General features: G+C 31.0%; 11 protein-coding genes and 2 riboswitches. All 11 genes read left to right on the top strand.

Going from position 1 to position 16,780, the window contains the following annotated elements; all coding sequences use genetic code 11:
- The first annotated feature begins 86 nt into the window (after positions 1-86).
- A complete protein-coding gene (locus tag I6U51_RS12980; RefSeq protein WP_211143038.1) occupies positions 87-1,775 on the top strand; it encodes a WG repeat-containing protein in 1,689 nt (562 codons plus the stop codon).
- A gap of 142 nt (positions 1,776-1,917) precedes the next feature.
- Positions 1,918-2,319 (top strand): hypothetical protein, encoded by a 402-nt coding sequence (locus tag I6U51_RS12985; protein ID WP_211143039.1) that lies wholly within the window; start codon positions 1,918-1,920, stop codon positions 2,317-2,319.
- 362 nt (positions 2,320-2,681) lie between these two features.
- Positions 2,682-3,752: a TolC family protein gene (locus I6U51_RS12990; RefSeq protein ID WP_211143040.1), complete on the top strand. Its 1,071-nt coding sequence runs from the start codon at positions 2,682-2,684 to the stop codon at positions 3,750-3,752.
- Between the two features lie 25 nt (positions 3,753-3,777).
- On the top strand, positions 3,778-5,094 hold the full coding sequence (locus I6U51_RS12995) for a TolC family protein (RefSeq protein ID WP_211143041.1): 1,317 nt from the start codon (positions 3,778-3,780) through the stop codon (positions 5,092-5,094).
- Positions 5,095-5,213: 119 nt separating this feature from the next.
- Positions 5,214-6,359, top strand: coding sequence for a TolC family protein (locus I6U51_RS13000; RefSeq protein WP_211143042.1), 1,146 nt, complete (start codon positions 5,214-5,216; stop codon positions 6,357-6,359).
- A 209-nt stretch (positions 6,360-6,568) separates the two neighbouring features.
- Positions 6,569-6,979 (top strand): type VII toxin-antitoxin system MntA family adenylyltransferase antitoxin, encoded by a 411-nt coding sequence (mntA, locus tag I6U51_RS13005; RefSeq protein ID WP_211143043.1) that lies wholly within the window; start codon positions 6,569-6,571, stop codon positions 6,977-6,979.
- Positions 6,969-7,376 (top strand): type VII toxin-antitoxin system HepT family RNase toxin, encoded by a 408-nt coding sequence (gene hepT, locus I6U51_RS13010; protein WP_211143044.1) that lies wholly within the window; start codon positions 6,969-6,971, stop codon positions 7,374-7,376. Before mntA ends, hepT begins: the two co-directional genes overlap by 11 nt.
- 96 nt (positions 7,377-7,472) lie before the next feature.
- Positions 7,473-7,555: riboswitch (cyclic di-GMP riboswitch) on the top strand.
- A gap of 228 nt (positions 7,556-7,783) precedes the next feature.
- Positions 7,784-14,008, top strand: coding sequence for an SdrD B-like domain-containing protein (locus I6U51_RS13015; protein ID WP_211143045.1), 6,225 nt, complete (start codon positions 7,784-7,786; stop codon positions 14,006-14,008).
- Between the two features lie 177 nt (positions 14,009-14,185).
- Positions 14,186-14,271: riboswitch (cyclic di-GMP riboswitch) on the top strand.
- Between the two features lie 13 nt (positions 14,272-14,284).
- Positions 14,285-15,157 carry a transglutaminase domain-containing protein gene (locus tag I6U51_RS25335; RefSeq protein ID WP_211143046.1) on the top strand — a complete coding sequence of 291 codons (873 nt, stop codon included), beginning with the start codon at positions 14,285-14,287 and terminating at the stop codon, positions 15,155-15,157.
- A gap of 178 nt (positions 15,158-15,335) precedes the next feature.
- On the top strand, positions 15,336-15,947 hold the full coding sequence (locus I6U51_RS13025; protein ID WP_211143047.1) for a class D sortase: 612 nt from the start codon (positions 15,336-15,338) through the stop codon (positions 15,945-15,947).
- Between the two features lie 285 nt (positions 15,948-16,232).
- Entirely contained in the window at positions 16,233-16,730 is a 498-nt protein-coding gene (locus I6U51_RS13030; protein WP_211143048.1) for a MarR family transcriptional regulator, read from the top strand.
- Positions 16,731-16,780: the final 50 nt, after the last annotated feature.

The raw sequence follows: 16,780 nt of genomic DNA on the forward strand, positions 1-16,780 counted from the left end.
ATGATGCTTTTGGTTCAGGTAAAATCTTAATGTTTTACCTGAACTTCTTTTAATATATGAATAATATAATTTTGGAGGGAAAAATCTTGAATAAAAGTTTTAAGCGTTATTATGCTTTAGGTATAGGTTCCTGCATATTTTTTAGCACTTTGCTTTTTTATGGCGATATTAATAGTGTATCAGCACAAGGCAATGGAAGTTATGTTAATACGAAAATAAATACTCCTTTTCAAAATATATATGGTTATCAAGATGGTTTAGTGAGAGTACAAAAAAATGGATTGTTTGGACTCATGGACAAATCAGAAAGAATTATTACGGAACCTCAGTTTAATTCAATAGATTACTTTAGTAGTGGTATTGCTAAAGTGAAAAAGGGTACAAAATATGGTTTTATAGACAAGTCTGGGAGAGTAGTTGTGCAACCTCAATTTGATGAAATATCTGATTTTAAGGAAGGGCTAGCACAAATATATACTGGTGGAAAATGGGGACTAATAGATAAAAACGGGAAAATAATTTTAGCACCTAATTTTGATAACATATCTGATTTTCAAGAAGGCATAGCAAGAGTAAAGCAAGGAGAAAAATATGGGTTTGTAGATAAGTCTGGAAATGTTGTTCAGGATCTTAGATTTGATTATGCTTATGACTTTAATGATGGAATAGCTGTTGTTAAAAACAAAGAACAATGGGGAATTATAGATAAGTCAGGTAATTTTACTCAATATGATGCTGAAGATATGCACCCTTTTCAAAATGGAGTAGCTCCTGTAAAAAGAGGAGGATATTGGTGGCTTATAGATAAATCAGGAAAGGTTATTACCACAACTAATGCTGTTACAGCTGATAAGTATGATAACATAGATTCTTTTAATGAAGATTTATTTAAAGTACAAAGAAAGGATAAATGGGGGCTTGTAGATAAGCAAGGGGAAATTATTCTTGACATTGACTATGAGAGCATAGTACCAGCAAATGAGGGGTTAGGGATAATAGAGAAAGATGGAATATCAGGATTGATAGATAAGACAGGAAAAGTTATTGTAAAACCTAGATATCAAAGAATATTTGATTTTCAAAATGGTAAAGCTGTTGTAAAGTTAAATGATAAATATTATTTTATAGACAAATCTGGAGAACTTAATTTAAAGCCAAAAGCTGATGAAATGAGTTCATTTAAAGAAGGATTAGCTAGAATAAAAAGCGAAAATAAATATGGTTTTATAGATAAAGATGGTGAAGTCGTTGGAACTCTTAGATTTGATTACGTATCTGATTTTAATGAGGGATTAGCTTTAGCAAAAGTAGGTGACAAGTGGGGGATTATAAACAGAAAAGGAAATACTGTTATTCCCTTTGACTATGACTATGGGTCTACCTTTGACGATGGTTTAGCGGTATTAAAAAAGAATAGTGACAATCATGAAAATGATGCTCCGGACGATTATAGTTTTCTAGAAAATAAGAACATAAAATTTATGCAGGACAAGGTAGAAGTTGATTCTTCTAAGGTGTGGAAAATAAAATTTAGCAAGCCTATTGATGAAAGCACAATAATAGATAACATTGAGGTCCAAGATGATAAAGGCAATGTAGCAGATGTTTCTTTTCAAATGGAAAACTCTCGTACTATTGTCATTAAACCACCACTATCTGGATATAAAAAAGGAGAAAACTACAATATTATAATATTAAATGAAATTAAGTCCACAAGCGGAGAAGTGATAGAGCCGTCAGTTACGAGCATGAAATTTTCAGTAAAGAATAATTAGCTGTAACTTATATGAAAGAAGCTTTGAAAGCTCCTTTCATATTCAGTCCAACAAATATTCTAAATGGATTATATTGACACTTTGAATTAAAAAGTATATTATGATAAAATAATTTAGGATATTTAAAAGGGAGTGATTGAACATGAAAAGATTCACAAAGAGGTTAACAACAGTATCTATGGTAGTAGCTTTGCTTATATCTGTATCAGGATGCTCTTTTGGAAATAAAACTTCAAAGACTAACAATGATACAAAGCAGTCATCACAAAATACTCAAAATAATAATGGACCTAAGTTAGAACAAGACGTGAAAAGAACAGAACAGCTTAAGAAGGAAAAAGAAATAATTGATGGTCAAGTGTATGTTCAAAGTAATATGGTAACAGCAACTATGATAATAAAAGATAATGTAAAAGAAAGTGATGGAAAAGCCCTAGCTGATAAGTACGCTAAAGATTTAAAGGCAAGTTATAAAGATATGAAAGTAAATGTTCAAGCTGTGCAAAAGGGAAAAAATATTGCTAATATAACATTAGAAAAGTAAATATTATAAAAAATAACCTCTAGTTTGTATAAGCTAGAGGTTATTTTAATCTTATTAGATTATAAATAATTCAACTAGTAGTTTTACGAATTTTATTATTGGAATAGTTAACAAAAAATATAAGTTAAAGATATAGAAATATTTTCATCCATATGATAAAATTATTTCAAGATTGAAATATTTAGATATTAAGGAAATAGTACAAGTTATAACAATATTAAGGAAGGAGTTGCTGTAATAGCTTTTTATTTAAAAATATTAAGTGGTTCTTAGTTTCATATGGAACCTAAAAAATGTAATGTTTTAGCTAATGTTTAGAGATAAGATAAAAGAAGAATCAATTTAGGAGGTATAGATGCAATATGAAAAAAGTTAAATTAATTTGTATGTCCGCAGTTATGGCTTTAATGCTTTCTTCTACAACTTTTGTACAGGCTGCAGGAAATACACTGGATATAGATAATGCTATAAATAAAGCTATTGAAAATTCATATCAAATTAAAAATATAGACATATCCATAGAAAAAGCTAAAAATGATTATAAAGAGGCCACTAGAGGTTCAAGCGGAGGAAATGCCGATATAGAAGCAAAGTATAGCATATATCAATATACAAATTTAAAAGAAGCTGCAAAAAACTCAGTAAAGTTTAATTTATATAATCAGTATGCTGCTTTTATAAATGCTAAAGAGGCTTTAGATTTAGAAACACAAAAGTTTCAAAATGCAGAGGCTAAATATAAAAGAGCTCAATTACAGCTAAGTTTAGGACTTATAGGTAAGCCAGACTTAAAAGGTATTGAGCAGTCTTATTACAATGAAAAGTCTCAGTTAGATAAAGCAAAGAGAGCTTTTGATTCTGTTACAAAAAATATTAATCAACTTTCAGGTTCTAATATAGGTGATACATATAATAGTTTTGCTAAAGACATAGTAGAGGAAAAGCCCATTATAAAAAACTATGATGAATATGTAAATGATGCATTAAAATATAGGGCAGAAATTTTAAATGATAACGAAAATATCAAGGTAAAGAAGTTAGAATTTGATAGTGTTAGAAGCAGTGGTAACCCATATGTAACTTCACCTGAATATGTAGTTGGTAAGTTTGCAGTAACAAGTGCAGAAAATCAACTAGAAACAGATAAAATAGATATTTCTATAGAAATAAATGGATTATACAATGACTTACAAAGTAAAGTACAAAAACTTCAATCTTTAACAACAAATTATAACGCTGAAAAGAAAAAATATAATGAAGCTCTTCAGAGATATAATTTAGGGATGATTAGTAAAATAGATTTTGAAGATAGTTTATCAAGCTTTAAGGGGGCAGAAGATTCTCTGAAGTCTGCTCAAAGAGATGTGTATTTATCAAAATTGAAGCTTGAGTATGCATCAGGAATAGGAACCGGTGCTCAGAGTAGTAATTAATCTGTAGTAGAATAGGAGGACAGAAATGATGAAAAAAAATCTAAGCTTTTTAATTGCCTTAGCTCTTTCCTTAACTGTAAATACTGCGGTATTTGCTGATGCAGCTAATTCTGCTGTACCAAGTAATACTAATGTTATAAATACAAGTAGTGACAATATGACTATAACTTTAGATGACGCAATAAATAACTTAGAAAAAAATAATACAGAGTTAAAGCTTATGAATGATAAAGTAAACGCTTTATATAAACAGTATGATATAGATCATAATATGGCTACATCAACAGATACTAGTCTATTAGAGGCTAACATACAACTCTTTAAAAGTAACTTAAACAATAATATTTTTAGACTTCAATTTGATATTCTTCAAAATAAATATTTAGGTGCTAAGTTAGTACAAGAAGTTATACCATTGAGTGATGAGTTAAATATAAAGAAGGCTAAAAATGATAGAGATGAGAGACTAAATGTAATAAAATTTGATTTGCAAAGACAGTATATGAACGTTTTAAATTCTAGAGAGCAAATTGATAACATAAATAAAACTATAGCAAATATAGATGAAAAAATAAGACAAACTGAAGAAAAAATAAAGGTTGGACAGGCAGCTTCTAATGCATTAGATAGCTTAAATGTTCAAAAAACTCAGTTAGAAGCTCAAAAAGATGATATACAAGATTCTATAGAGCAATCTTTATTAAAGATAAAACAGTATTTAAATATAGGTTTAGGAAAAACATTAAATTTGACGCCAGTAAAAAAAGACTTTATTGTTTTTGATGATAAAGATATATTAAATAAAATAAATGATTCAGTTAACAAAGATTATTCCTTAGTCCTGTTAAACGGTAAGATTGATTTATTAAAAAGGACAGAGGATATATATTCTAAATATTCCCATAATTATTTTTCGGATACTAGAAATTTAGCTCAACAAACAGGTGCTAACTATATTGCAAGTGAAGCTAATGCTAAATCTCAATTAGCAGGTGCACAAACGGATTTAATATCAGCTAAAGCTGGTTTGCCGCAAGCTTTATTGGCTAATTATTATGCCTTAAAGAATAAAGAAGGTTCAGTACAAACACAAATCCTTACTGAAAAAACTGCGCAGGATACTTATGATAAATTAAAGAAGAATTTTGAGGTTGGAATGATAGACAAAGTTACTTTAGATTCAGCGGCTTTAGAATTAGATAAACAAAAGAATCTGACAGAAAGGGCTGTAAATGAATATATGGTAGCTCAAGATGAATTTAATTATATGTTACAAGGCCATGCCTCTGGATATCCAAATATGTCAAAACAGTCTATGGGGACGCCTGGAATAGGTTACTAAGTTTAATGGACAACAAATAGTGTGGAGGTTAAAGTCCTAAATGGACTTTAACGGGTAACTTGTGAGCGGAAGCGAAAATCTTAAGTTACCCAGTGTGACCACTAAAAGGAGGAAAGTTTATGAAAAAGAAAATAGGTTTTTTAATTGCTATGGCTATTACCTTAAACGTAACAACTACCTGTTTTGCAGATGCAGCTCCTGCACAAAGCAATGTAGTTAACTTGACCCTAGAGCAAGCTATTGGTAATGTGGAAAATAACAATGAGGAATTGAAAAATATTGATACTAAAATAGAAGCTGCAAATAGACAGTATGATTGGGATAGTCAGCAATCCTTATATATATCTCAAAATAACAATGAGTCACAATATGGACCAGGAAAATATTTAAATGCAGTAATTCAAAGGGATTTGACTCCTTTAACTGACAAGAAAAGTATAGATGATATAAAAAATACTAAAAGCGAAAGGCTAAATACTATAAAGTTTGATTTAGAAAAAAAATATTTGCAGGTTATAACCTATCAGCAGCAAATAGATGCCCTTAATAAATGCATTGTAGATATAGATCAACAAATGAATCAAATACAAGAAAAGATAAATGTAGGTCAGGCAACTAAGGATCAATTAAATCCATTAAAGGTTAAAAGAAATACACTAGTATCTTCTATAAGTGGTCTACAAGCTTACATGCAAACTCCTTTATTTACTATAAAAAAATATCTTAATATAGATATGAATAGTGAATTGAAACTTTCTGCTGCTAAAAAGGATTTTGCTAAGTTTGATGATAGTGATATAGAAAACAAAATAATCACTGCAGTAAAAAATGATTACAGCTACGGAAGCCTTCAAAAGGATATTAATCTTTCAAAGCAAAGACTGGACATAACTACGAAATATGTTTATGATTCTGTAACTGAACCTATGAATACAGAATTGAGTCTTAAGGATTTACAGAATAAATCAGCGGACACTTATACAGCAACAGAGGTAAAACTATGGAATTCATATTATAACTTGAAAAACAAGGAAGATGCAGTACAAACTCAAAATACAGCATTGGAAGTTGCACAGATGAGTTATGACAAAGCAAAGCAGAGCTTTGATAATGGATTGATAGATAAAGTTACTTTAGATTTTGCTGAGTATAATTTGGATAACCAAAAGGTTACCACTCAAGATGCAATAAATGACTATATGGTATCTAAAGAACAGTTTGAATATATGTTAAATGGACACGCTTCTTCTGGAAGTATAAATTAGAATAAAAAACTTGGCTAAAGCCAGGAGGAAAACTACAGAAATTTATAGAGAATAAGTTTCTGTAGTTTTTATTTTAAACGAATATTTAATTAATTCCAGATAAGTGTATTTGATTGAAAAAATGAATATGATACAATGAAATAAATAAAACTAAAGCAGTGATAGGAATATTAAAGAAAGAAGAATAAAAAAGAAAAGTGGTGTTATATTTGAATATAGATAAGAGCTGTGTAGAAAAAATAAAAAAGTTATTAATAGAAAAACTAGAACCTTATATAATATATATTTTTGGTTCTAGTGCAAAAGGAGTTTTTAGAGAAGATAGTGATGTAGATATAGCTTTTTTAAGTGATATGAATTTAAGCGAATATGAAGTTTTTATAATAGCTCAAGAACTAGCAGATATATTAAAAAGAGAAGTTGATCTTATAGACTTGAAAAATGCTTCTACAGTATTTAAAGCACAAATTGTTGGGAATGGAGAAGTAATATATTGTAATGATGATACAAGAAGAATGTATTTTGAAATGAGGGCTTTTAAAGAATATGCTCTTTTAAATGAAGAAAGAGAGAGTATACTTAAAAATATTAAGGAAAGAGGTAATGTTTATGGGGAATGATGTGATTTTCAATAAAATAGCGATTATTGAAAGATGCTTAGTAAGAATTAAGGAAGAATATAATAATAATCCTAAAAACTTAGATAATTACACAAAACAAGACTCTATAATTTTAAATATTCAAAGAGCTTGTGAAGCGGCAATTGATTTAGCAATGCATATAGTTTCAGAGAAAAAATTAGGCATACCTCAAAATAGCAGGGATGCTTTTGAAGTATTAGAAAAAAATAAATTAATAGATAGTGAGTTAATGAAAAAGTTAAAATCTATGGTGGGATTTAGAAATATAGCAGTACATAATTATCAATCTGTAAATTTAAAGGTAGTTGAAGAGATTATAGAAAAACATATAGATGATTTGAAAATTTTTACTTCTATTATCATAAGCAAAATATAGCAAAATTATAGATATAGTATTTTTAAGAAGCTTGATTCAGTTCATGAACATACGGCTAAAATAACTGAAGATATTACAGAAACTAATATGAAAAATATTTTATAAGGGAATCATAATTTGTGTATTTAATTGGGCACTTTATACGCAGTGAGTTAGTAGTGCAACCGACCGTTATATATTTAATATAATGGTCGGTTTTTTGCATATAAAATATATTTTTAATAAAGCAAAAATAGTAAAAACAATTAATTTTTAAAAGCCAATATCTTAGTCATTATACTATTTATATGCGCAGATGCTTTGTAAGAGTTTTGTAAGTGAAAGGTGATAAAATTATGAATAATAACTAATATTTTTATGATTACAACACTTGAGGGACTTTGCAAGTAAATGAAAGGAGGTATAAATTGGTTAAATTAAGAAAAAACAAGGTTTTAACCCTAATGGTGCTAGTATCCTTTATCTTAAACATTTTTTCATTAGCTTTTGAGAATAAGGCAAGAGCAGATACAAATGACATTAACTTTACATTAGAAAAAACTGTAGATAAAAGTGAAGTTTTTGCTGGAGAGGACTTTACCTACACAATAAAATATGCAAATCCCAATACTACTACAGATGCTCATAATGTAGTTATAACAGACGAGCTTCCAGGTAATATAAAGTATGTGTCTTATACTCCATCAGAAGATATAGCAGTAACAACAACAGGTAGTATAAATGGACATGACTTAATAACCTTTACTTTTAAGGAGCCTTTAAAGGCCGGTAAAACTGGATTTGTTAAGATTATAGCAAGATTTCCAGCGGGAACTACACAGGGAGGGACTACTAACTCAGCAATTAATGTGGCAAAGATTAAAGGTGACTATGGGGATGAGGTAACGAGCAATCCAGTTACTGTTACACCAAAGGTAAAAGATCCTGATTGGAGTATAACTAAAACTAAGACAATTCCATCAGGAACTCCAGCGGTAGGTGGAAATGTAACATATCAAATAACTCTTAAGGGTAATAGTGCTACTGGAGGATTAAATCTTCATGGTGTGAAATTGGTAGACACTATTCCTGCTGGAGGAGAATACATTTCTTCATCAAATGGAGGAGTATATGATAGTGGAACTGGAAAAGTCACTTGGGATATAGGCAATGTAAATGTAGATACTTCAGTAAATAGAACTGTAACTGTAAAATATCCTAGTGTTAAAGTTGAAGATTCAGTTACAAATGCAGTAGATGGATATGTGCAATTGTTTGGAGACACTAAGGTGTTAACTAAACAAGCTACCTTTACTCATGGCTTTGCAGCAGCTGCTCCATCAGTAGCTAATTTCACTAAAAATGGAAGACAGGCTGACGACAGGTATTCTGTAGGGCAAACTGCGCAGTTTACCTTAAGCAATATTCAAAATACAGGAAATGTGCCTCTTGATAAAATTGAGATAGTAGATAGCATACCTAAGGAAATAACACTTACATCTATAAGCACTGGAGCTTATAGTAATACTGCTAACGTAGAAGTTCAATACGAAATAAATAGCAGTGGTTCATGGCAGAATTGGCCGGGTACTCCAGTTCCTTCGAATACCAACAAAGTTTTAGATACAAATAGTATTACTCCTAATCCTGGAGAAAAAATTACAGGTGTAAAGTGGATATTAACTAATGGAGCTGAGGGTATTGCTCCAGGGTTTAGGAACACATCTGCAATAGCAGTAAATGGAACTGTATCAAAGCCAGACACTGGAGATAAAATAACTAACAACGCAACCCTTACTGCAACTAAGGATGGAATTCCTCCTATTATAAAAAACGCAAGTAAGGTAATTTCGGTTATAGACCCAATGCCTTGGTTAGTACCTACTAAAACCGTTAAAAACGGACAAACTAAATTTAATATGAATGATACTGTGGAATATAATTTAAGAATACAAAATCATGCTTTTGCCACAGGAGATTATATTAATCCTATAGCAGTAGATATACTTCCAGCGGAAATGGAAGATGTGCAAATTATAGGCTGTGATAGGAGTCATAGTAATATCAGTAATGACCCAGTTGTTGATACAACTCAAACAAAAATAATTGGTGGAGTAACGCACCGGATATTAAAGTGGAACTTTACAGGAACTCTTACACCAGGACAGTATGTAGATGTTAAATTTAGCGCAAAAATAAAGGATAAAACCCTAAGTGGTAAATACACAAATGAGCTTTATATTACAACAAATGATCAAAGTGTATTTGAAAACCCTATTAATGAATTGATAGATGATACTAATGATTTAGATGGAGATTCTAGCAGTACAGATAAAGTAGTTAAATCCAGTAGAGATGTATTTGTAAACTTTGTTGGAACTGCAGATTCGCAAAAGTGGGTTAAAGGAGAGTTAGACACTGACTGGAACTACTATGATATAAGCAATAGGCATGGTTATACGCTGCCAGGAGGTATTGCAGACTATCAATTAAGAGTAAAAAATACAGGAGCCAACGGACCTATAAACAATATTGTCATTATTGACGTGCTGCCATATATAGGTGACATAGGTGTAATTGATACTAAAGCTAGAGATTCTGCATGGAGACCATATCTTGTAAATAGAATAACAGGAGAAAATGGAGGGCCACTTCCAGCAGGTGTTAAAATTTATTATAGTACAAATCCTAATCCTTCAAAAGAGGAGCTTAGGGATCCTAAAAATAAAAAGGGACTTAAAACGGATGGATGGTCTGAAACACCGCCATTAGATATTACCTCCGTTAGATCCTTAAAATTTGATTTTGGTAATAACCCTCTTAATAAGGATGAAGAAAGAATATTACAATGGCCAATGAGAGCACCTTATGAAGCACCAGCAAATCAAATTGCATGGAACTCCTTTGGATATGGAGCAACTTTTGTAGATATAGGTGGAGATCAACCATTCCTTCCGTCAGAGCCTAAAAAAGTAGGTTTCGAAGTTCAGCCTGACCCAGCTGCAAAATATTATATCGGTAACTTTGTATGGGAAGATATGAATAAAGACGGGCTACAAAATGATGGCGAGACAGGCATAAATAGTGTGCTAGTTAACTTATATCAGTATAATAGTGTAATTGGTGATTTTGAATACACAGGAAGATACACCAGAACAGGAGATAGTCACACAGGAAAAACTGGATATTATGAATTTCCTAATGTTGCTCCGGGAACTTATAAGGTAGAATTTGTTTTACCTACAGGTTATAAGGTTGCACCATATAATGTAGGTGGAGATAGAGAACTGGATTCAAATATAAACTATAGTAATAAAGAAGATTATACAGATAATGGTACAACTACATCAGCCATAAAAACAGAGGATATAGTTATTACAGATAAAAATGATTTTTCTATAGATGCTGGGCTTTACAGGTTAGCATCTCTTGGAGACAGGGTATGGAATGACAGAAATGCCAATGGAATTCAAGATGCAGGGGAAGTAGGTATTTCTGGAGTTAAGGTAACACTTCTCGATAAGGATGGAAATCCAGCAAAATATGGAGATGGAAGCCAGGTACAAGATGTAATTACAGATGCAAATGGAAACTATAAGTTTGAAAACTTAGAACCAGGGCTTTATAAGGTAAAGTTTGAGAATCCTAATGGAGACTATAAATTTACCATAAATAACCCATCAGATAGCAGTAAAGACAGTGATGCTATAGCAGATTCAACAGGTTTAACAGCAACTACAGCCATAGTAAGTTTAAAATCAGGAGAAAATAAAACGGATGTTGATGCAGGAATGTATCTTGCTCAGATTGGAGACTATGTATGGGAAGATAAAAATGCAAATGGTATTCAAGATTTAGAAGAGATAGGGATATCAGGAGTTAAGGTAAATCTTCTTAATGAAGATGGTACACCTGCAAAGGATGAATATGGTAACCCTGTACCACAAGCAGCAACAGGTGCAGATGGAAAGTATTTATTTGATAACTTAAAGTCAGGAAAATATGTTGTAGAATTTGTTAAGCCTACTGGTTATGCTAAGTTTAGCAAAAGTATTCAAGGCTCTGACAGTTTAAAAGACAGTGATGCAGATGTAACAACAGGAAAAACAGCAGTTATAACATTAGCTGCTGGTCAGAGAGATATGAGCTGGGATGCAGGTCTTTACAAGTTGGCTTCCCTTGGAGATTTTGCATGGCTTGATAAAAATGCCAATGGAATTCAAGATGCAGGAGAACCAGCAATGCCAGGAGTTACAGTAAAACTTTTAGATAAGGATGGTAATCCAGCAAAATATGAAGATGGAACAATTATTCCAGATGTAATTACAGATGCGAATGGAAAGTATAGCTTTACAAGCTTAGTTCCAGGAAGTTATACGGTACAGTTTGTAAAGGATAGCTATTACAAATTTACAGATTCAGCTAAAGGTGCGGACAGAGGAAAAGACAGTAATGTAGATAGTACAGGAAAAGCAGATGTTATATTAGCATCCGGGGAAAACAATATTACTATTGATGCAGGATATATAGTGAATTCAGGAATAAAGCTGGAAAAAACCGTATACGTAGGTCATGATGGAGGAAAAGGCACAGGAGTAGAAAATGTAAAAGGTGAGAAGGGTACTCCTATAACTTATTTGTTTAAAGTAACAAACACAGGAACTTCTTACTTAAAGGATATAACACTAGATGATACAACTCTTGGAATTGATAAATCTAAAATGACTAAGTTAAGCGGAGATGACTTATTAGCACCAGGAGCAACTATTGTTTACTATTACGAAACAACTATTACTAAGGATTTTACAAATACAGCAAAGGTTGAAGGAACACCGAGTGATGATAAAGATACTGCTATTCCTAATGGAGACAAGGTATCTGCTCAAGATACAGCCATTATAGGAGAGGTGATACCGGGAATAAAAATAGAAAAAACAGTATATGCTGGTCATGACAATGGAGCTCAAAGTGGTGGAGAATTAGTAGTAGGTGAGAAGGGTACTCCTATAACTTATATGTTTAAGATAACAAACACAGGAAATGTTTGTTTGAAGGACATAACAATTGATGATGCTGATCTTAAAATTAATAAATCAAAAATGATTTATAAAGAAAGAAGCGAAAGTGGATTAGCAGAAAATGCACCTTTAAAAGTTAACGAAAATATAACTTATTACTATGAAACTACTATTAATGGAGACTTAACAAATACAGCAAAAACTGAAGGGACGCCAAGTGATAATTTAGGTAATACTATTGACACAGCCAGCAAGCCTTCAGCTCAAGATACTGCGAAAGTAGATGAGGTTAAGCCATCAATTACAGTAGAAAAGACAGTGTATAATGGTCATGATGGTGGAAAAGGCAGCGGAGTAGAAATAGTATCTGGTAAACTAAATTCTGATATAACTTATTTGTTTACAGTAAAAAATACTGGGGAGACTGATTTAAAGGACATAACCATTAATGATACTGATTTAAAAATTGATAAATCAAAAATGATTAAATTAAGTGGAAATGAACCTTTAACTACAGGAGCTTCTATTGTCTACTATTATGAGGGAAAGATTAATGGTGACTTGGTAAATATTGTACAGGTTAGCGGAACACCGATAGATAGCAAAGGCAATACTGTTCCAAATACTCATAACCCAGTAGCAAGTGATACTGCAGAAGTTAAGCTTTCTGCATCCCTAGGAGATTATGTATGGGTAGATGCAAATGCCAATGGTAAACAGGAACCTACAGAAAAGGGAATACCAAAGGTTAAGCTTATACTCACAGATTCAAAGGGAAATACCAAATCTACTGTTACAGATGATAATGGAAAGTATCTTTTTGATGACCTAATGCCAGGTGATTATACTGTAAGTATAGATAAAACCACGATACCAACAGGAATGGTGCCAAGTTATGAGTTAGATATTACATTAGACTATAAGGTTAATGTAACATTATCTAGTAATCAATTTAAAGATGATGTAGACTTTGGATACTATACTCCATCCTCTGGTGGCGGCGGTGGTCCTATAATAATTAAATTAACCTCTGTAGGGGATTATGTATGGTATGATAAAAATGGAGATGGCAAGCAAGACTCTAATGAAAAAGGAATACCTAATGTTAAACTTACATTGACAGACGGAAGTGGAAGGGTTAGTACTACCACTACAGATGCTAATGGAAAGTACCTCTTTAGTGACTTGGTGCCAGGAAAATATATTATAAACTTAGATGCAAATACTCTACCAAAAGATTTAAAACAAACTTATGAATTAGACAAAACTTTAAATGGAGAAGTTTCTGTAAGCCTAACGGCTGAACAATTTAAAGACGATGTAGACTTTGGATATAATAAATCTGGAATCAATATTGATGATGAGAAAACTCCAGGTGGTCCTTCAGAAAATCCAAAAGATAAACCAGAGGATAAGCCAAGCACAAATATTGATGATGATAAGACTCCAGGGTCGCCTACAGACATACCAGCAGGAACTTCAACAAAACCTTCACAAAATAATAATACTCCAGGAGATAAAAATTTACCTAAAACAGGAACAGAAAACTTTAATTTATTGTTTTTAGGTATACTTTCTTTAACTGGTAGTGGATTATTTATTCTAAAGAGAAGAGATAAAAACAAAGCTAAGTAGAGAGAGAGGTCAGGCTTTATTGCTTGACCTTTCTATTATAGAAAATTATAAAATGCAAATCTAAATTTTATATTAAAATTTAGATTTACAAGGATGTTCATTGACAATATATACTATAAAGAGTAAAATTAAGTTAAATAATAAATTTTTAAATAGTAAATTTAATTTCGTGCTTTTCGCCGATAATAGCAAACTATACGAAAGTATAGGACGCAAAGCTATAGGGCCTTACAGTTTGTACTGTGTGGCAGCCAGTTACCGAAGGAGGAGTTTTTTGTGTATAAAAAATTAGGAAAGATAGCTTTCTTTTTAATATTTTCTCTAGGTTTAGTGTCTTTTGGAACTAAAGTACAAGCTCAAGCAAATAATATATCTTCTAATAATAATAAAACTAATCTACTTTCAGCTAATACAGCTATGAGTACTAGTTTACAACTTAATAAAGATTATGTTGGGGACGGATATGTGCAAGTTAGATATAGTAATAGTAGTGATAAAAGAATGAAGGTATCAGTAAAAAAAGATGATAGAGTTTATTACTATGATTTTGACGGTAAAGGGCAATATGAAAATTATCCATTACAAATGGGAAACGGCAAATATATTGTAACTTTATTGCAGAATACTCAAGGAAAAGAATATGTAGAAGTAGAGAAATGGAATATTGATGCTGAAATAAAGGATAGTAGCTCTGTTTATAGTATATCCAATAAAGTGGTAAATTTTGACAAAGCCGTAGAGACAGTTAGTAAAGCAGCTGCGCTAACTGAAGGAATAAGTAGTGATGATAAAAAGGTTGAAGTAATTTACAACTATTTGATAAGTAATGTTAAGTATGATTATGACAAGCTTAATGCTGTACAAGCAGGCTATTTGCCAGATATTGATTCTACAGTAAACTCAGGCAAAGGAATTTGCTATGACTTTTCAGCTACTTTTGCAGGTATGTTAAGAAGTGTTGGAGTGCCAACAAAGGTTGTAATGGGATATTCTAATAATACAAAAGGATATCATGCTTGGAACGAAGTGTATTTGAATGGAAAATGGCTAGTGGTAGATACAAGCGCTGATTCACAAGCAAAAGAAGCTGGTGCTAAGTTTAGTATGTATAAGATATCAGATAACTATCAAAAAGAAAAAGAATATTAATTTTAATAAAATATTAGAAGTTAGCAGGAAACAACCGAAGTTTAGAGAGAAACTCGGTTGTTTTCATTTTTAACAAAACCATATATGATAAAATATATAAATAACTTAAGCGGACAATAGGAGAAGGAGTTTCATATTTGCGATTATATGATGAAAGTTAAATGAGAGGTTTGAAAAAATGAAAAAAGATAAAATTACCTATACAGCTGCTATTGCTATATTTATCATATCTATATTAATAATAGGATATGCTTCCTATGAAATTATATATAGTAAAAGAAAAGTTAATAAAAATATAGAAATATTAAATAATATTGAAAAAAATAAAAGCATAAGAAGTACTAATAGTAATAATCAAAACAATAATGAATCTGAAAAAGATAAAGACATTTATAATAAGCATGGAATTATTGGGAAATTGACTATAGAAAGAAGTAAAAAGACATTGCCAGTAGTTGAAGGTACTAGTGATGAAAACTTGAAAAGTGGGGCAGGACATTATAAGGGTTCGTATTTACCTGGTGAAAGTGGTAATTGTGTTATATTCGGTCATAGAGATGGCGTTTTTTCAAATTTAGATGAAGTTAAAATAAATGATATTATAACTGTTGAAACTGATAAAGGTAAATTTATCTATAAGGTTATTGATACTAAGATAACTGAGCCTAAGGAAGAAGAAATTATTAAAAATTATAATGAGCCAATGTTAACATTAGTAACCTGTTATCCTTTTGGATATGTAGGAGCAGCGCCCCAAAGATTCATTGTAATTGCACAACTGCAAAGATAATCAATTACATAAGAACTAAAAATTTTAAAATAAAATCACAGCAGCAGAAGAATAAAATAAGATGCCTCATAATGCACATTTATGTATTATGAGGTATCTTATTTTATTTTTACCTATATTAGATTATATTGACAATTATAAATAAATTTCATATAATAAACATATAAATAGTTAACATGTTTACTATTTATATGTTTATTATAAATACATAAATGACAAATAAGATAAAAATCACTTTAAATGAGATTTTAAATAGAAAAATTTATTAATTATGGAGGTAATTTAGTGGCGGAGCAAGAGAATAACAACCTAGAGAACTTAATCAATAGCAATTCTACTGATATTGATCCAATGAAATTAGTTGAGAGAATTATCAGAATAGGAGATTTAATAGAGCAATTATTTGATAAATTTTATAAAACCTTTAAATTGTCAAAACCACAATTTACTGCTCTTTATAAAATTTATTTGGCTGAGGAAGAGGGAATTGCCCTATCTGTTCTTGGGGATCAAATGTCTGTAACGAGAGCAAACATAACATCTTTAGTTGATAGAATGGTTGCAAGAGGATTAATAAAAAGAATTGTAAATGAAAATGACAGAAGAAGTATAAAAGCTGTGATAACAAAAGAAGGAAAAGAAATTTTAGAGAAGGTGCTGCCTGATAATCAGGTCCTTAGCTCAGAGGTTTTGAATTTTCTAACGGAAAAAGAGAGAGAAAACTTTTATGAACTGCTTATAAAAGTTGAAAAATACTTAATTGCAAATTATTTTGATAACTAAAATACATATTATTTTAAATATTTATGATGCTCTATAAGTAGCTAATATTA

It is taken from the genome of Clostridium aciditolerans (assembly GCF_016316925.1).
GTDB classification, from domain to species: domain Bacteria; phylum Bacillota; class Clostridia; order Clostridiales; family Clostridiaceae; genus Clostridium_AM; species Clostridium_AM aciditolerans.

Coding starts and splice junctions, on each gene's coding strand:
- I6U51_RS12985 (WP_211143039.1), top strand. CDS start 1,918: ATGAAAAGATTCACAAAGAGGTTAACAACAGTATCTATGGTAGTAGCT.
- I6U51_RS12990 (WP_211143040.1), top strand. CDS start 2,682: ATGAAAAAAGTTAAATTAATTTGTATGTCCGCAGTTATGGCTTTAATG.
- I6U51_RS12995 (WP_211143041.1), top strand. CDS start 3,778: ATGATGAAAAAAAATCTAAGCTTTTTAATTGCCTTAGCTCTTTCCTTA.
- I6U51_RS13000 (WP_211143042.1), top strand. CDS start 5,214: ATGAAAAAGAAAATAGGTTTTTTAATTGCTATGGCTATTACCTTAAAC.
- hepT (WP_211143044.1), top strand. CDS start 6,969: ATGGGGAATGATGTGATTTTCAATAAAATAGCGATTATTGAAAGATGC.
- I6U51_RS13025 (WP_211143047.1), top strand. CDS start 15,336: ATGAAAAAAGATAAAATTACCTATACAGCTGCTATTGCTATATTTATC.